The sequence below is a fragment of the Polynucleobacter sp. 80A-SIGWE genome (assembly GCF_018882295.1).
Classification (GTDB): Bacteria; Pseudomonadota; Gammaproteobacteria; order Burkholderiales; family Burkholderiaceae; genus Polynucleobacter.
In genome coordinates this window covers 19,306-36,155 of the sequence record NZ_JACVOR010000002.1, presented here as the reverse complement: position 1 = coordinate 36,155, position 16,850 = coordinate 19,306, and the positions used below count along the sequence as shown (strand labels likewise).

14 protein-coding genes are annotated in these 16,850 nt (G+C 48.3%); 10 read left to right on the top strand and 4 right to left on the bottom strand.

The window, feature by feature from the left end:
- Positions 1 to 18 precede the first annotated feature (18 nt).
- The 5 genes from ICN25_RS04985 to proC are packed head-to-tail and all read left to right on the top strand — an operon-like array spanning position 19 to position 5,525.
- Complete coding sequence (locus ICN25_RS04985; protein ID WP_216182057.1) at positions 19 to 1,509, top strand: FAD-linked oxidase C-terminal domain-containing protein; 1,491 nt, start codon at positions 19 to 21, stop codon at positions 1,507 to 1,509.
- The gene (gene glcE / locus ICN25_RS04980; RefSeq protein WP_216179638.1) at positions 1,509 to 2,657 is read left to right on the top strand and encodes a glycolate oxidase subunit GlcE; all 1,149 of its coding nucleotides are present in this window, start codon (positions 1,509 to 1,511) and stop codon (positions 2,655 to 2,657) included. Before ICN25_RS04985 ends, glcE begins: the two co-directional genes overlap by 1 nt.
- 8 nt (positions 2,658 to 2,665) lie before the next feature.
- Complete coding sequence (gene glcF, locus ICN25_RS04975; protein WP_216179637.1) at positions 2,666 to 3,943, top strand: glycolate oxidase subunit GlcF; 1,278 nt, start codon at positions 2,666 to 2,668, stop codon at positions 3,941 to 3,943.
- Positions 3,943 to 4,668 (top strand): YggS family pyridoxal phosphate-dependent enzyme, encoded by a 726-nt coding sequence (locus ICN25_RS04970; RefSeq protein WP_216179635.1) that lies wholly within the window; start codon positions 3,943 to 3,945, stop codon positions 4,666 to 4,668. The genes glcF and ICN25_RS04970 overlap by 1 nt, the downstream gene beginning before the upstream one ends.
- The gene (proC, locus tag ICN25_RS04965; protein ID WP_216179633.1) at positions 4,665 to 5,525 is read left to right on the top strand and encodes a pyrroline-5-carboxylate reductase; all 861 of its coding nucleotides are present in this window, start codon (positions 4,665 to 4,667) and stop codon (positions 5,523 to 5,525) included. The genes ICN25_RS04970 and proC overlap by 4 nt, the downstream gene beginning before the upstream one ends.
- Here the strand turns inward: proC and ubiA are convergent.
- Positions 5,522 to 6,379, bottom strand: a complete 858-nt coding sequence (gene ubiA / locus ICN25_RS04960; RefSeq protein WP_216179631.1) for a 4-hydroxybenzoate octaprenyltransferase — start codon at positions 6,377 to 6,379, stop codon at positions 5,522 to 5,524. The genes proC and ubiA overlap by 4 nt on opposite strands.
- 36 nt (positions 6,380 to 6,415) lie before the next feature.
- Positions 6,416 to 8,485, bottom strand: a complete 2,070-nt coding sequence (gene recG, locus ICN25_RS04955) for an ATP-dependent DNA helicase RecG (protein WP_216179629.1) — start codon at positions 8,483 to 8,485, stop codon at positions 6,416 to 6,418.
- Positions 8,486 to 8,515: 30 nt separating this feature from the next.
- On the opposite strand from recG, the gene queA reads away from it, so the two are divergent.
- From queA to secF, 5 genes are all read left to right on the top strand, one after another.
- Positions 8,516 to 9,556 carry a tRNA preQ1(34) S-adenosylmethionine ribosyltransferase-isomerase QueA gene (gene queA / locus ICN25_RS04950; protein ID WP_216179627.1) on the top strand — a complete coding sequence of 347 codons (1,041 nt, stop codon included), beginning with the start codon at positions 8,516 to 8,518 and terminating at the stop codon, positions 9,554 to 9,556.
- Positions 9,549 to 10,706, top strand: a complete 1,158-nt coding sequence (gene tgt, locus ICN25_RS04945) for a tRNA guanosine(34) transglycosylase Tgt (RefSeq protein ID WP_216179626.1) — start codon at positions 9,549 to 9,551, stop codon at positions 10,704 to 10,706. Before queA ends, tgt begins: the two co-directional genes overlap by 8 nt.
- Positions 10,707 to 10,828: 122 nt before the next feature.
- Entirely contained in the window at positions 10,829 to 11,155 is a 327-nt protein-coding gene (gene yajC / locus ICN25_RS04940) for a preprotein translocase subunit YajC (protein ID WP_215375725.1), read from the top strand.
- A gap of 25 nt (positions 11,156 to 11,180) precedes the next feature.
- Positions 11,181 to 13,040, top strand: coding sequence for a protein translocase subunit SecD (secD, locus tag ICN25_RS04935; protein WP_216179625.1), 1,860 nt, complete (start codon positions 11,181 to 11,183; stop codon positions 13,038 to 13,040).
- 3 nt (positions 13,041 to 13,043) lie between these two features.
- A complete protein-coding gene (gene secF / locus ICN25_RS04930) occupies positions 13,044 to 14,018 on the top strand; it encodes a protein translocase subunit SecF (RefSeq protein WP_216179624.1) in 975 nt (324 codons plus the stop codon).
- An 11-nt stretch (positions 14,019 to 14,029) separates the two neighbouring features.
- On the opposite strand, the gene ICN25_RS04925 is transcribed toward secF, so the two are convergent.
- Both ICN25_RS04925 and purB read right to left on the bottom strand, forming a co-directional pair.
- Entirely contained in the window at positions 14,030 to 15,406 is a 1,377-nt protein-coding gene (locus ICN25_RS04925; protein WP_216179623.1) for a 3-deoxy-D-manno-octulosonic acid transferase, read from the bottom strand.
- 2 nt (positions 15,407 to 15,408) lie between these two features.
- Positions 15,409 to 16,788 (bottom strand): adenylosuccinate lyase, encoded by a 1,380-nt coding sequence (purB, locus tag ICN25_RS04920; RefSeq protein ID WP_216179622.1) that lies wholly within the window; start codon positions 16,786 to 16,788, stop codon positions 15,409 to 15,411.
- Positions 16,789 to 16,850: the final 62 nt, after the last annotated feature.

Genomic DNA, 16,850 nt, shown 5'->3' with positions numbered 1-16,850 from the left:
AAAATGATTCCTATGAATATGGTGACCCCACCCCCCGAGCTTGCGGCTATTACCGCCCTTCAATCCAAACTGGTATCGGCCCTGCGCCCTATCCTCCCAGAGCATGCTTTGCTATGGGAGCCTGAGGACACGATTCCCTATGAATGTGACGGCTTAGCAGCCTATCGACGCATGCCACTGGCAGTTGCCCTTCCGGAGACTGAGGAACAGGTTGCCAAGATTCTGAAGATTTGCTTTGAAATGCAAGTGCCCATCGTCCCACGCGGATCTGGCACGGGCCTATCTGGTGGTGCCATGCCCATTTCCCAGGGTTTAGTACTCTCACTAGCTAAGCTCAAAAAGATCGTCAGCATTGATCCCTTCACCAGAACTGCGGTGGTGCAACCAGGCGTACGGAATTTGGCCATCTCCGAAGCAGTTGCCCATCTTGGCCTCTATTACGCGCCAGATCCATCATCACAGATTGCCTGCTCTATTGGCGGCAATGTGAATGAAAACTCTGGTGGTGTGCACTGTCTTAAATATGGACTCACGCTTCACAACGTATTAAAAGTCCGCGGCATTTTGATGAACGGCGAGATTGTGGAATTTGGCAGTCTTGCTCCAGACTCCCCGGGGCTTGATTTATTAGCAATCGTGATGGGTAGCGAGGGCATGCTTGCAGTTGTCACTGAAGTTACGGTGAAATTAATTGCTAAGCCGAAATTAGCACGCGTCATCATGGCAAGCTTTGACGATATTGAAAAAGGTGCAGATGCAGTTGCTGCCATCATTGCTGCCGGCATTATTCCGGCGGGCCTAGAGATGATGGATAAAGCTACTACTCGTGCAGTAGAAGAATTTGTTCATGCAGGATATGACCTTGAAGCCGAGACCATTCTCCTATGCGAGTCAGATGGCACGCCTGAAGAGGTTGCTGAAGAAATTGAGCGCATGACTAAAGTGCTCGAACAAGCAGGTGCTAGCGGTATTCAGATTTCTCAGAATGAAGCCGAGCGCCTGAAGTTTTGGAGCGGTCGTAAGAATGCATTCCCTGCAGCCGGACGCTTAGCGCCTGATTACTACTGCATGGACGGCACGATCCCACGCAGAAATATCGGCACCCTATTAAGACGCATTCAGGGCATGGAGAAGAAATATGGCCTTGCTTGCTTGAACGTATTTCATGCGGGCGATGGCAATATGCATCCACTCATTTTATTTAACGGTGCCGATCAAGAAGAATGGCACCGTGCGGAAGAGTTTGGTACTGAAATTTTAGAAGCCTGCGTTGAGCTCGATGGCACGATTACTGGTGAACATGGTGTTGGCATTGAGAAGATCAATTCGATGTGTGTTCAATTCGGCGAAGGTGAACGTGAATCTTTCTGGGGGGTTAAAGCAGCATTTGACCCAGAAAAACTCCTTAATCCCGATAAAGCCATTCCGACTTTAAATCGCTGCGCTGAATACGGTCGCATGCGCATTAGTGGCGGCAACTTACCGCATCCCGAGTTGGAGCGCTTCTAATGTCTACAGCCAACAATATGCACATTGATTTATTTCGCGAACAGATTCTGGCGGCAGCCAAAAATAAATCGCCTTTATCAATTGAAGGTGGTGGGACGAAGTCTTGGTATGGCAATGCCAATTCCTATGCCAAGTTAGATACCCGTCCGTACTCTGGCATCTTGGAGTACCAGCCTGAAGAGTTGGTGATTACGGCTTGTGCAGGCACACCTTTAAAAGAAATTGAAGCAGCTCTGGCTGAGAAGAATCAAGTTCTGGCTTTTGAACCACCGCATTTTGGCGATACCGCTACTTTTGGTGGCGCCATTGCCGCAGGCTTAGCAGGGCCTGGACGAATTAGCGTTGGTAACTTACGTGACTTTGTTCTGGGTGCGCGCATCCTGGATGGCAAAGGCCAAGATTTATCTTTTGGTGGCAAGGTTATGAAGAACGTAGCTGGATATGACGTTTCACGCTTGCTGCCTGGATCCATGGGAACCTTGTCACTACTACTCGAAGCCTCCGTGAAGGTGCTGCCACGACCAGCCGCCACAACATCCCTACGCTGCAATATTACTCAGGCACGCGCACTGCAACTCTTAAATGAATGGGCAGGACAACCACTGCCGCTATCAGCTAGTTGCTGGATTGGAAGTTCCAAGGGTGGTGATGGTGAACTCACCATTCGTTTAGCTGGCGCAGTTGCCGCAGTCAAAGCAGCGATACCTTTGATGGGTGCAGCAGTCAATGCAACAGAATTGGATCCTAAAGTTGCTACAGAATTTTGGGCAGCTTTGCGCGAACAGCAGCTCCCTGTTTTCTCAAAACTTAGTAGTAATGAGACCCTGTATCGCCTCGCGCTTCCCGCTGCCTGCGGACCGCTGACCCTTGAAAATACGAGTGGTGACATCGCTTTGGAATGGAATGGTCAACAACGTTGGTTGGCAGCGCCTGGTGATGATGCTACCTTTGCATCCATTAAAGCTTTAGCTAATTCCAACGGTGGACATGCGACACGCTTTAAGCAAGGAAGCAGCGTTGACCCAAGCAAGCAACGCTTTACCCTTCTGAGTGAGCAAGCGCACTCAACTGCTTTAGAGGCAGTGCAAGCACGCCTAAGAGCCGCCTTTGATCCAGCAGGCGTATTTGCTACTTCACGCCTTCCTTAAGTCTTTATATGCAAACTCAACTCGCCCCCCAATTCGCCAATACTCCTGAAGGTATAGAGGCCGCCAGAATTCTTGGAAAATGCGTTCACTGTGGCTTCTGTACTGCCACTTGCCCCACCTATCAAATTCTGGGCGATGAACTCGATGGACCACGTGGTCGCATCTACTTAATCAAGCAGATTGCAGAAGGCCAAGCCCCGACTGAAAAAACGCGCATGCATTTAGATCGCTGCCTAACTTGCCGCAATTGTGAAAGCACTTGCCCAAGCGGTGTGCAATACGGCAACTTAGTTGATATCGGTCGCAAATGGGCAGAAGAAAATACACCTGAGCGTCCCATTGGTCAGCGCCTGACCCGCTGGGCACTTAAAGAAGGTTTGACTAGTCCCAAGTTATTTAATTCAGCAATGACCATTGGGCGCTTAGTTCGCCCACTCATGCCCGCTGGTATCCAACGTAAGATTCCAGAAGCTAAAAATAAAGCGTTGGCTAGCAATACCGATCCCTACGCCAGGCCACAAGCAAGTCACTCTCGCAAGATGCTATTGCTCGAGGGATGTGTCCAACCAGGCATGCTGCCAAATATCAACTCTGCGACAGCTCGTGTCTTAGACGCACTCAAGATTGAATTAATTAGTGCGCCCAATGCTACTTGCTGTGGCGCATTACGCTACCACCTCAATGATCAAGCCGGCGGTCTGGATAACGCCAAACAAAATATCGATGCTTGGTGGCCAAAAGTCGAGCAAGGCGTAGAAGCCATCGTTATGACTGCATCTGGTTGTGGCGTGATGGTCAAAGATTATGGGCATCTCTTTGCTAATGATCCGCAATATGCAAGTAAAGCAAAGAAGATCTCTGATCTCACTAAAGATATTTCAGAAATCTTGCCAGCACTTGAAGGTGAGCTTATTTCTCTAGTAGGAGCAGATCCTAAACCTGGCGTGGTGTATCACCCGCCTTGCACACTGCAACATGGACAACAAATTCGGGGCAAAGTTGAAAGTCTTTTGACCGGTATTGGTATTGGTGTTCGCCTCTGTGCTGATAGCCATCTTTGCTGTGGCTCCGCGGGAACCTATTCGGTTACCCAACCAGAGCTATCGGAGCAACTACGCAAGAACAAACTTGCGCACCTCAATGCCGCTTGTGAGGAATCAGGTGCTGAGGTAATTGTTTCTGGAAACATTGGTTGCATCACCCATCTTCAGCAGCAAGATACTCCAGTCCTACATTGGATCGAGATCGTTGACCAGCTCGTCAGCCAAGCAGGCCGAACTAAATAATGAGTCAAGTTACCACCAACCTAATGTTGGTAAAGCAGCGTCTTGAATTAGCAGCACTGGCAGCCAAGCGCGAACCCGAAGATATTCAGCTGCTTGCGGTAAGCAAAACCTTTCCCGCCCTGGCAGTTGAAGAGGCGATGCATGCCGGGCAAACTGCTTTTGGTGAGAACTACGTGCAGGAAGGTGTTGAGAAAATTCAGCAACTCGCTAAATTGCGTCCTTGGCTCGAGTGGCACTTCATTGGCCCACTGCAAAGCAATAAGACTCGCGATGTCGCAGAACATTTTGATTGGGTTCACAGTATCGATAGGCTCAAAATTGCTGAACGTCTATCTAGCCAGCGCGGAGAGTTTCCAGACTTGGGTGACTTGCAAGTGTGCGTTCAAATCAATGTGAGCGCAGAAGAATCCAAAAGCGGTTTAGCCCTTGAGGAAGTAGAGGCGCTTTGCGATGCAGTTGCCAAACTCCCCAATCTCGTGCTTCGCGGCCTCATGGCTATCCCTGCGCCCAGCGAAGATATAAACCAGCAACGCCAAGCCTTTGCTGCAGTCAGGGAGTGCTTTGCCGGGATTAAAGTAAAACATAGCCATGATCTTGGTTATGATTTCTTTGACACTCTTTCGATGGGGATGTCTGATGATATGGAAGCTGCAATTGCTGAAGGCAGCACCATGGTACGTATAGGAAGCGCCATTTTTGGGAAGCGCGATAAGATAAAAGCATGAGCACACAACAAACAAACCAAAATGCCCACATCACCTTTATTGGTGGTGGCAATATGGGTCGCGCATTAATTAGTGGATTACTCGCCAATGGCTTTGAAGCCAACCAACTCTCTGTGGTTGAAGCCAATGCAAGCACTGGCCTGCAATTACATCAAGATTTTGGCGTGCAGATCATTGGTTCACTAGATCAGATCGCTTTTGACTTCTCCAAAAACAATGTCGTAGTCATGGCCATCAAGCCTCAGGATTTCAATGTAGTTGCCAAATCTTTGAGCGCAAAGCTCAAGCATGCAACAGCACCAGGTCCATTGATCCTCAGTATTGCCGCAGGCATCCGCCTCAAAGATATGAGTCGCTGGCTTGACCACGAGCGTTGCGTTCGCGCTATGCCGAACACCCCTGCCCTCATTGGCAAAGGCATTACCGGTTTATTTGCAGATGCCGCAGTCAACGCATCCGATCGCACCCTAGCTGAAACCATTTGCAATGCAGTTGGACAAGCAGTCTGGGTTAACGAAGAAAAACTAATGGATGCCGTTACCGCTGTATCTGGAAGCGGCCCTGCCTATGTTTTTGCTTTCTTGGAAGCTATGCAATCGAGCGGCGAGAAGCTTGGGCTTGATGCGGCTACTGCTCGCAAACTTGCTTATGCAACTTTGGAAGGCGCTACACAACTCGCCCATAACTCCGATGAGCATGCAGGTGTATTGCGCGAGCGAGTCACTTCCAAGGGTGGCACTACAGCTGCCGCACTAGATATGCTTAAGCAACTCGATTGGCATGGCGCACTGGAAAAAGCGATTGATGCTGCCAGTCAACGTGGCAAAGCCATGGGCGATGAGCTAGGAAAGAGCTAAAAGCGAGTCAGACCCAATAGGATTCCTAGAAATAGGAATCCGCCAAGCCAGTTGTTGTGGCGAAATGCTTTAAAGCATTCTTCGCGCTTGCGAGTAGAAACTAGTTTCAAATGGTAAATAGCGCAAGCAAGCGCCAAGGCCCAACCCACCCAAAAGTAATTACTGAGGTTTGCCAACTGCGCAACCCAAATCTGACTCAGAAATAGCACGCCGTAACTCAGGGCAATTGCGATCACATCAAAGCGGCCAAATGTAATGGCTGAGGTTCTCAAACCTAAGCGCAAATCATCATCACGATCAACCATGGCATAGGCGGTGTCATAGGCGATAGCCCAAAAGATATTGCCGACAAACAAAACCCATGCCTCCAGCGGAATAAAGTCTAATACCGCCGCATAGGCCATCGGAATCCCAAAGCCAAAGGCAATGCCCAGAACTGCCTGCGGAATAGCAAAAAAACGTTTGGTAAAGGGATAGAGAATCGCAACCGCCAAGGCAAAGAAAGAAAGTTCCTTGGTTAGCGCATTCAGGGGTTGAATCAGTAGAAAGGCTACTAGAGCAAGACTGCCAGCCACCATCAACGCTTCTTTTCCAGAAATCTTGCCACTGGTAATGGGACGATCTTTAGTTCTCAAGACATGGCGATCAAAATCTTGATCTGCATAATCATTGATAGCGCAGCCCGCACTACGCATTAAGAAAGTTCCCAAGATAAAAATAATTAGGAGATGCCATTGGGGGAAGCCGCCGCTCGCTAGCCAAAGCGCCCACAACGTTGGCCACAATAGAAGCAAGGTTCCGATCGGCTTATCCAAACGGATCAAATAAGCGTAAGCAACAATACGATCGCGCATCAGAGAAAATCTCTTTTCATATTCATAGCTAAATTATCAAGCCTTTAAGAATTCTGTGCGGGAGCCTAACCAGCGCTCGAGATGTCGCTCCACTAAATCACCATGCTCTGCCAGCAAGCGCTCTGCGGCAGTCTGCGCCAACTCAATTAACCAGGCATCGCGTCGAAGATCTACAAACCGGAGCATCGCATCGCCTGACTGCTTTGCCCCCAGTAACTCACCGGGACCCCGAAGCGATAAGTCGCGCTCCGCAATCACAAATCCGTCTGAAGTTTCTCGTAAAGTCTGTAAGCGTTCTTTAGCCGCCAAAGATAAGGGCTCTGCATACATCAAGATACAGACTGAATCTGCTGAACCGCGCCCCACGCGTCCCCGCAACTGATGAATCTGTGCATAACCAAAACGTTCCGCATGCTCGATCACCATCAGCGCTGCATTGGGCACATCAACCCCGACCTCAATCACGGTAGTTGCAACTAAGAGCTGGATTTCATTGGCTTTGAAAGCCGCCATCACCGCAGCCTTCTCTTCACTCTTCAAGCGGCCATGCACTAAACCCACTTTGAAATTCGGTAACGCTTGTGTGAGCTGCTCAAAACTTTCAACAGCGGTTTGCAATTGCAATACTTCCGACTCTTCAATCAAAGGACAAACCCAATAGGCTTGCAATCCCTTGGCAAGCCAGTCGTGTAGACCACTAATCACCTCATCCCTGCGCGCTGCCTTTACCACTTTGGTGGCAATTGGTTTGCGCCCTGGAGGCAATTCATCGATGACAGAAACATCTAGGTCGGCGTAGTAGGTCATCGCCAAGGTCCGCGGAATTGGAGTGGCCGACATCATTAATTGGTGGCAATAAAACAATTCCGAACCAACCCGTTGCTGAATTTCTAAACGCTGTCTCACGCCAAAACGATGCTGCTCATCAATCACAGCTAAACCCAATTTAGCAAAACTCACCTTATCCTGAATAAGGGCATGAGTACCAATAATGAGTTGAGCTTCACCACTCTCAATCATTTCTTGTGCCAGTCTTTTTTCCTTAGCTTTCAAACTGCCAGAGAGCCACGCAATCTTTACTCCCAAAGGCTCAAACCATTCCTGCATTTTGAGATAGTGCTGCTCAGCAAGAATTTCTGTGGGCGCCATGATGGCGGCTTGATAGCCATGATCCATCGCACGCGCAGCAGCCAATGCTGCAATCACTGTTTTTCCGCTACCCACATCACCCTGTAATAAACGGTTCATTGGAAAGGTGTTGGATAAATCAAGCCCAATCTCAGACCAGACGCGGGCTTGAGCACCAGTCAGCTTGAACGGCAGGACTTTGAGTAAGCTGTCTTCAATACTGGTAGCTTTTTGGATTGCTTTCTCAAAACTAGGGGCACGTCTTTCCCTTCGAATGGCATGGGCTCGCTTTAAAGAAATCTGCTGGGCGAGCAATTCTTCAAACTGCACCCGGCGCCATGCGGGATGAGTCCGCTCCAGAAGTGATTGGGTATTAGCATCAGCGGGTGGCTGGTGCAGATAGGTAATTGCGTCTTGCAGCGGCGGCCAATCATTTGTTGGCAAAATTTCCGCCATGAGCTTGGTCGGCAAAAATTCTGCCAAACTTTCTTTCAAACTAGCGTCACGTAAAGCCTGTAATACCGCCTTGCGAATAATGGTTTGTGAGATACCAGCACTAGCTGGGTAGACCGGGGTTAAGCTTGCCGGCAATGGAGAGTCTGGCGTAACCGCACGGACTGTGGGGTGAACCATCTCAGGACCCTGGTAACCCTCGCGAACCTCGCCTCGTACCCGCACATGAGCGCCCACCGCCATTTGCTTTTGCTGACTCGGGTAGAAATTGAGGAATCGGAGCTGCAATGAAGCAGTGTCATCCTCAATCGTGACTAAGAGCTGCCTTCTTGGGCGGAACATGACCTGATTGCGAATCACGACACCCTGAGTCTGAATCGAATGAAATCTTCCAAGCCCCAAAGCTTCCTCGATAGTGAAGAGCTCAGTCTCGTCCTCGTAACGGGATGGCAGGTGCAAAGCAAGTGCCATAGGGCTGTTTAAACCCATCTTTTCGAGTGCAGTTGGTGGTCGCTTAGTCGTCATCGTTAAAATCCAATACCTGATGGTAATGCTATGCAACTTTCCGACTTCAATTACGACCTCCCGCCCGAACTAATTGCCCAGCATCCCCTGGCTAATAGAACGGATAGTCGCCTCCTAGAACTGAGAGCGAATGGGGGTAATGCCGCCCAATTGATCGATCGGCAGTTCCCCGACATTCTTAACCTTATCAAGCCTGGGGATTTACTTGTCTTTAATGACACCAAAGTCATTCCCGCCCGACTGCATGGCAAAAAAGAGACTGGGGGCAATGTTGAACTCCTGATCGAACGCATTAGCGGCGATAAACAGGCCTGGGTACAAATTAGAGCCTCGAAGGTTCCTAAGACCGGCAGCATTGTTCACATACACAATAAGGCTGGGGAAACCTTCCCAGTAGAAATGATTGGCTATGACGGCCGATTCTATGAAGTGCGCTTCCCTGAGAATGTATTTGATTTGCTTGAGCGCTTTGGTGAATTACCACTACCACCGTATATCGAGCATCAGCCAGATCAAGAAGACGCTAATCGCTATCAAACCGTCGTTGCCAAAAATCCTGGTGCTGTCGCGGCTCCTACGGCAGGATTGCACTTTGACGAAGCTATTCTCAAGAAGCTCAATGAACTCGGAGTTCAGCAGGCCACCGTTACCCTTCATGTGGGCGCAGGCACTTTTACGCCGGTTCGCGAAGAAGACCTCAGCAAACACAAAATGCATTACGAGTGGTTTTCGGTTCCAGCAGAAACTATTGAGGCAATTGAGACTACTCACAAAGCAGGTGGCAGAGTCATTGCGGTCGGGACAACCAGCCTGCGCGCCCTAGAGAGTCAGGCTCAAAGCCAACAAACTAGCGGCGAAACGAATTTATTTATTACGCCTGGCTACACATTTAAAACTGTGGATTGCTTGCTTACAAACTTTCATCTGCCAAAATCAACCCTATTAATGTTGGTGAGCGCCTTTGCTGGCGTAGACAATATCCGCAATGCCTATCAACATGCCATTCAAAATGAATATCGCTTTTTTAGCTACGGCGATGCGATGTTCTTAACTAGACAAGCTCATGACTAAACCCGTTCACTTCAATATCTTGGCGCGTGACTCTGCGAGCCCCGCACGCCTCGGCCAGCTTGACCTTCCTCACGGCAGTGTTCAAACACCGATCTTTATGCCAGTGGGAACTTATGGCACCGTGAAAGCAATGACACCACGGGATTTACATGAAGCTAAGGCTCAAATTATTTTGGGTAATACCTTTCATCTGTGGCTACGACCTGGTTTAGATGTCATTAAAAAGCATGGCGGCTTACATCGCTTTATGGGCTGGGATAAGCCCATCCTTACTGACTCCGGTGGCTTTCAGGTCTTTAGCTTGGGAGCGTTGAGAAAAATTTCCGAAGAAGGTGTGACCTTTGCCTCCCCAATCAATGGCGATAAATTATTTATGTCGCCAGAAGTGTCGATGGAAATACAGGCAGTACTCAATAGTGATATCGCCATGCAGTTTGATGAGTGCACGCCCTACGAAGTTAAAGGACAGGCAACTTCAGAAAAAACTGCGCGTGCTTCACTAGAAATGTCGCTACGCTGGGGTGATCGCTCCTTAAAACGCTTTCGGGAGCTCGAGACAGGCAACGGCCTTTTTGGCATCGTACAAGGTGGCATGTTTGAGAATTTGCGGGAACTCTCCTTGGATGCCGTCAGCCAACAGGGTTTTGATGGCATTGCTATTGGTGGCCTCTCCGTTGGAGAACCCAAGCCCGAATTTGAGCGCATTCTGAATTTCACGGCCCCCAAGCTGCCAGAGCACATGCCCCATTACTTGATGGGGGTTGGGACACCTGAAGATCTGATGCTAGGCGTCAGCCTGGGTATTGATATGTTTGACTGCGTGATGCCGACTCGCAATGCCCGCAATGGCTGGCTATTTACCCGCTTTGGCGACCTGAAGCTGCGTAATTCAGGGTACAAGGACGATGATCGCCCTGTTGATCCTACCTGCGCCTGCTACACCTGTAAAAACTTCACCAGATCCTACTTAAATCACCTCCAAAAGGCGAATGAGATCCTCGGATCGCAGCTCAATACCATCCACAATCTCTCCTACTACCTCCAGCTGATGGAAGAGGTCAGAGAATCCCTAGCTAAAGACCGTTTTAGCGCCTATCGCGAGGAATTTCATCGGAATCGCCAACGGGGCGTAGAGCCCGGGCAGGATTAATACCCCTAGGGCAGTAAATCAGCCCTCAAAGCCCCATACAGTTTAGAATTGCGGGTTTACGGCTTAGCTTTAAAAGCCTAAAACTGAAGCAGTTTCCAATTGGTAATTAATGGAGGTTTTGTATGTGGATTAGTAACGCTTTTGCCCAGGCTCCAGCCGCGGGTGCAGATTCTGGTGGCTTGATGAGCTTCCTTCCCCTTATTTTGATGTTTGCAGTTCTGTACTTCATCATGATTCGCCCACAAATGAAGCGTCAAAAAGAAACTAAAGCAATGCTTGAGTCTTTATCTGTTGGCGACGAAGTTGTGACTGTTGGCGGCATCATCGGCAAAGTAACTGCATTGAAAGATCAAGTTGTTACTGTTGAAATTTCTGCTGGCACTGAAGTGCAGATGCAAAAAGGCGCCATCACAACAGTATTGCCAAAAGGCTCACTGAAGTCCGCTTAATACGTTTGTTTAAAAGTATCTCAATATGAATCGCTACCCTCTCTGGAAATACATAGTCATCCTATTTGCTTTATTAATCGGAGGACTATATTCATTACCCAATTTCTACGGAGAGGCTCCAGCGGTTCAAGTCTCGTCCGCCAAGCCAACCATCAAGGTTGATTTGGCGACACAGTCTCGAGTCGAAAAGATTCTGGCTGATGACAACATCAGCAATACCGGCATCTTCTTTGAATCCGCAGGCAATGTAGGTTCAATCAAAATTCGTTTTAACAATACCGATATCCAATTGCGTGCGCGCGACTTATTGCAACAGAAATTGAATATCGATCAGAACGAACCCAATTTCACGGTTGCATTAAATCTGCTCTCTAATACTCCGAGCTGGTTGAATGCGCTAAATGCTTTACCAATGCCACTTGGTCTTGACTTGCGTGGCGGCGTTTACTTCTTGCTGCAAGTAGACATGAAGGGCGCAGTTCAAAAGAAGGTAACTTCTTTAGCAACTGATATTCGCAGCCAATTGCGCGACAAATCGATTCGCCAGCAAGGTATTGAGCGTGGTTCAGATTCCATTACTTTGACTTTCGGCAGCATTGAAGACGCAGAAAAGGCGCGCTCTGTTTTGATGACTAGCCAGCCTGAGCTCATTTGGCAAATTAAGCCAACCGGCCTGTCTCCTAAGTTGGTCGGCGAATTTAAACCTACTGCCTTGAAAGAAATTCAAGACAACGCCGTAAAACAAAATATTGTGACGCTCAATAAGCGCGTGAATGAATTGGCTGTTAAAGAGCCGGTCATTCAGCAGCAAGGCGCAGAACGTATTGTTGTTCAGTTACCAGGCGTGCAAGATACTGCTCGAGCAAAAGACATTATCGGTCGTACTGCAACTCTTGAATCTAGACTAGCTGACCCAATCGTTTCCACGATTGCAATTGGTGAGACTCCACCTCCAGGCATGGATGTTTTCCGCTTTGGGGAAACTCGCCAAGGTGTATTCAAAAAATCCGTCATCTTCAGTGGTGATCGCATTACCGATGCGAGCGCTGGCTTTGATCAAAACCAACGCCCTGCCGTCAATATCTCCTTAGATGCTGCTGGTGGTCGCGTGATGCAAGAAGTAACTCGTGAAAACATTGGCAAGCCAATGGGCATGATCTTGTTTGAAAAAGGCAAGGGTGAGGTTCTCACGATTGCTACGATTCAAGGCGAGTTCGGCTCTAAATTCCAGATCACCGGTCAGCCAACTACCGAGAGTGCAAATGACTTAGCCCTCTTGTTACGCGCAGGTTCATTAGCAGCACCAATGGAAATCATTGAAGAGCGCACGATTGGACCAAGTCTTGGTGCAGAAAATATTGAAAAGGGTTTCAAATCCCTGATCATTGGTTTTGCAGCAATCTCTGTCTTCATGATTGCCTACTACCTCTTGTTTGGCACCTTCTCAGTGGTAGCCCTAGCAGTGAACTTGCTACTCTTGATTTCCGTGTTGTCGATGTTACAAGCCACCTTAACTCTGCCAGGTATCGCTGCGATGGCCTTGGCACTCGGCATGGCGATTGACTCCAACGTCTTGATTAACGAACGTATTCGTGAGGAGCTGCGCAATGGCGCTGCCCCGCAAACAGCCATTGCAGTTGGCTTTGATAAAGCTTGGGCAACCATCTTGGATTCAAACGTCACCACCTTAATTGCTGGTCTTGCATTACTCGCATTCGGCTCCGGCCCAATCAAAGGCTTCGCGGTGGTGCATTGCCTTGGTATTTTGACTTCAATGTTTTCAGCAGTCTTTTTCTCACGTGGCCTGGTTAACCTCTGGTACGGCAGAGGTAAAAAAGTTCAGAAACTCGCTATCGGCCAAGTTTGGCGTCCACAGGAGAAATAAGCCATGGAATTTTTCCGGATCAAAAAAGATATTCCCTTTATGCGCCATGCATTGGCGCTCAATGCGGTTTCTCTAATCACCTTCTTAGCTGCTGTTTTCTTCCTCTGGCATAACGGACTGCATCTATCGATTGAATTCACAGGTGGTACGGTGATGGAGGTTTCTTATCCCCAGACAGCCCCCTTAGACTCCATTAGGTCAAATGTAGAAAAATTGGGTTACGCCGATACCCAAATTCAGAATTTTGGTAGCTCACGTGATGTGATGATTCGCCTGCCACTGCAAAAAGATGCTGAAGGAAAAATGATTTCCTCTGCAGATCAAAGTGCAGCAGTGATGAAGGCCCTTGAACCAGCAACTTCTGGCGTGAAGTTGCAACGTGTCGAGTTCGTAGGCCCACAGGTTGGGCGTGAGCTGGCAATCGATGGATTGATGGCGCTGCTATTTGTAATCATTGGCATCGTGGTTTACCTCTCTTTCCGTTTTGAGTGGAAATTTGCTGTCGCCGGCATCATCGCGAACTTGCATGACATTGTGATCATTCTTGGCTTCTTCGCCTTCTTCCAGTGGGAGTTCTCACTCTCTGTGTTGGCGGCGGTGCTGGCAGTATTGGGTTACTCAGTAAACGAGTCCGTGGTGATCTTTGACCGTATTCGCGAAAACTTCCGCAAGTACCGCAAGATGAATACCCGTGAGATTATTGACAATGCGATTACCAGCACAATCAGCCGTACCGTGATTACTCACGGTAGTACTGAGATGATGGTTTTGGCTATGTTGATTTTTGGTGGCCCTACCCTCTTCTACTTTGCCTTAGCGCTCACCATTGGTATCTTGTTCGGTATTTACTCTTCAGTGTTCGTGGCAGCGGCTCTAGCGATGTGGCTTGGAGTAACCCGCGAGGATTTAGTTAAAGGCGAACGCAAGCCTGAAGACACAAGCCGCAATGATGACCCAAACTTTGGGGCACAGGTTTAAGCTTTAATTAATTAGTTAAGTGTGAAATTCTGATGCTCAAGGGCGGCTAATATTCTCTTAGTCGCACCTTGATGCTCAATCGAGTAGGCCGTTGCAGCACTCGACATCTTTGCCAGCTCAGCAGTATTCAATAGCAATTCTTTTAAAGCTTCCTTAAGGGCAATTGGCTCACTCAATAGCAGTTTGCCCTTGATACGCTTTGCAGCACCCATCTCTATTGCATCTAATGCGGCCTGCTGGAAGTTATAAGTATGTTCACCGAGCAATACGGGGCAGCCAGCAGCACAAGCTTCAATCAGATTCTGGCCGCCAAAGGGGAGCAGGCTTCCACCCATCACCACTAAATTAGCAGCGCTGTAATACATGGGCATCTCACCCATCGAGTCACCGAGAATGACATCTATCTCTGCATCACTCTTTGGCGTTTCCATCCATTCTGTGCGGCGTCGAAACTTCAAACCAGCATCATGAATTTGATTGGCTACTTCCGAGAAACGCTCAGGGTGACGAGGCACCAAGCAAAGCACTGGGGCAATATCAAATGAATTACTAAGAAGCAAATCCTTCCAAGCCTTCAGAATGATTTCCTCTTCACCATCGCGAGTGCTGGCAGCGCAGACCATCAGACGCTGATTTGCATGCATCTCTTGCTTCCAAGATTTACCTTGTTGAACTAGGCTTGGATCAAGCGGTACATCAAACTTGAGGTTGCCAACAATCTCCACTTTTTTGACACCAAGACTGCGATAGCGGTCAGCATCGAATTGTGTTTGAGCCAAGATACCTGCAAACGCCTGAAATAAAGATCTACCGGCTTTACCAAATCGATTCACTCGACGAGCACTGCGTTCAGATAAACGCGCGTTTACTAACAATAAGGGTAGGCCAATTTCCGCGCAATAGAACACCACAGTTGGCCAAGCTTCAGTCTCCATGAACAAACCGAATTTGGGCTTGAATGCGCGAATGAAATTGGCTACAGACCAACAAAGGTCATAAGGCAAATAGACTTGGCGTAGCTGACCTGCGGCAATCTCTTTTGCAAATAAAGCGGCGCCAGTGCGACGGCCATTGAGAGTCATGTGGGTTAGCAGAACGGCTTCACCATGCTCTAGATAAGCCTCTATCAGAGGCTGAGCGGCTCTAGTCTCACCAACGGATACCGCATGAATCCATACTGAGCCTTGAGTAATATTTTTCCCATAAGCAAAGCCTAGGCGTTCAGCGAAATGACTTAAATATTCAGATGAGTGGCGCGTGCGCCAAGCCAGGCGAATAAATGCGAATGGCAAGAGTAGATGCCAAAGCAATTGATAAACAGCAAACCAGAACTTGGGGCGTGCACCGTATTGCGAATCCTGCGGTGCGCGCCCAAGGCTTGGAGTCAAACTCACTTTTTTAGACGTTCGGTCAATTCGACCGCCTTACCTAAATAAGAAGATGGAGTCATCTCAAGCAAAAGAGTTTTTGCATCATCCGGGATTTTTAAACCACGAATAAAGGTTTGTAAATCAGCCTGGTTAATACCTTTGCCACGAGTCAACTCTTTAAGTTGCTCATACGGGTTCTCAATGCCATAACGGCGCATAACGGTTTGCACTGGCTCTGCCAATACCTCCCAGCACTCATCTAAGTCAGCAGCAATCGCCGCATGGTTTACCTCCAACTTACCTAAACCACGCAAGGCACTGTCATAAGCTAAAACGCTGTGGCCAAAAGCTGGGCCAAGATTACGCAATACAGTTGAATCAGTCAGATCACGCTGCCAACGAGAAATAGGCAACTTCTCAGCTAGGTGACGTAACAAGGCGTTAGCTACGCCCAAGTTACCTTCAGAGTTTTCAAAGTCGATTGGGTTCACCTTATGCGGCATGGTTGAAGATCCAATCTCACCCGCTTTAGTGCGCTGCTTAAAGTAACCAATAGAAATATAAGCCCAGAAATCACGGTCCATATCCAACAAGATAGTGTTGGCACGAGCAATCGCATCGAACAACTCAGCCATACCATCATGCGGCTCAATCTGAATCGTATAGGGATTGAATGTAAGGCCCAAGCGCTTCTCAACTACATTTTTTGAAAAGTTTTCCCAATCAAAATTTGGGTATGCAGATAAATGCGCGTTGTAATTACCAACTGCACCATTCATTTTTCCTAGGAGCGGAACTGCGGCAATCGTCGCAATCGCACGCTCTAAACGCTTAGCAATATTTGCCAACTCTTTACCCAATGTACTTGGAGAAGCGGGCTGACCATGAGTGCGTGATAACAAAGGTACCTTAGCATTCTCAATCGCCAAATCCGTCAATACAGAAAGTACTTTTCTGAGTTGCGGTAACAACACTTCATCACGCGCCCCACGCAACATCAAACCATGCGAGGTATTGTTGATATCTTCAGAGGTACAAGCGAAGTGAATAAATTCACTGGCCTTCAATAGGTCTGGACGGCCAGCTACTTTTTCTTTTAAGAAATATTCGACTGCTTTGACGTCATGGTTAGTAACTGCTTCGATGTCCTTAATGCGTTGAGCATCCGCATCCGAGAAGTTTTCTGGCAGGGACAATAAAAACGCTTCATCGGCTGCACTGATTTTTGGAACATCTGGCAAACCTGCGGAAGCCAAGGCCAAGAGCCAATGGATCTCCACAAACACGCGTTGACGCATAAATGCAGCCTCGGATAACCAAGGGCGCAAGGCATCTAGTTTTCCTGCATAACGGCCATCTAAAGGGGAAAGTGCGTTGAGGGTAGAAATCGGCTGACTCACGAATATTGCCTTTACATTGAATGTGTCAATAAACCCTGATTTTAATCGTTCTTGAGGGCAAC

What these genes read in the sequence shown, in the direction of transcription:
- queA (WP_216179627.1), top strand. Translation starts at nt 8,516, where the DNA reads ATGCAACTTTCCGACTTCAATTACGACCTCCCGCCCGAACTAATTGCC.
- ICN25_RS04985 (WP_216182057.1), top strand. Translation starts at nt 19, where the DNA reads ATGGTGACCCCACCCCCCGAGCTTGCGGCTATTACCGCCCTTCAATCC.
- secD (WP_216179625.1), top strand. Translation starts at nt 11,181, where the DNA reads ATGAATCGCTACCCTCTCTGGAAATACATAGTCATCCTATTTGCTTTA.
- tgt (WP_216179626.1), top strand. Translation starts at nt 9,549, where the DNA reads ATGACTAAACCCGTTCACTTCAATATCTTGGCGCGTGACTCTGCGAGC.
- recG (WP_216179629.1), bottom strand. Translation starts at nt 8,485, where the DNA reads ATGACGACTAAGCGACCACCAACTGCACTCGAAAAGATGGGTTTAAAC.
- ubiA (WP_216179631.1), bottom strand. Translation starts at nt 6,379, where the DNA reads ATGCGCGATCGTATTGTTGCTTACGCTTATTTGATCCGTTTGGATAAG.
- yajC (WP_215375725.1), top strand. Translation starts at nt 10,829, where the DNA reads ATGTGGATTAGTAACGCTTTTGCCCAGGCTCCAGCCGCGGGTGCAGAT.
- glcE (WP_216179638.1), top strand. Translation starts at nt 1,509, where the DNA reads ATGTCTACAGCCAACAATATGCACATTGATTTATTTCGCGAACAGATT.
- ICN25_RS04970 (WP_216179635.1), top strand. Translation starts at nt 3,943, where the DNA reads ATGAGTCAAGTTACCACCAACCTAATGTTGGTAAAGCAGCGTCTTGAA.
- secF (WP_216179624.1), top strand. Translation starts at nt 13,044, where the DNA reads ATGGAATTTTTCCGGATCAAAAAAGATATTCCCTTTATGCGCCATGCA.
- proC (WP_216179633.1), top strand. Translation starts at nt 4,665, where the DNA reads ATGAGCACACAACAAACAAACCAAAATGCCCACATCACCTTTATTGGT.
- glcF (WP_216179637.1), top strand. Translation starts at nt 2,666, where the DNA reads ATGCAAACTCAACTCGCCCCCCAATTCGCCAATACTCCTGAAGGTATA.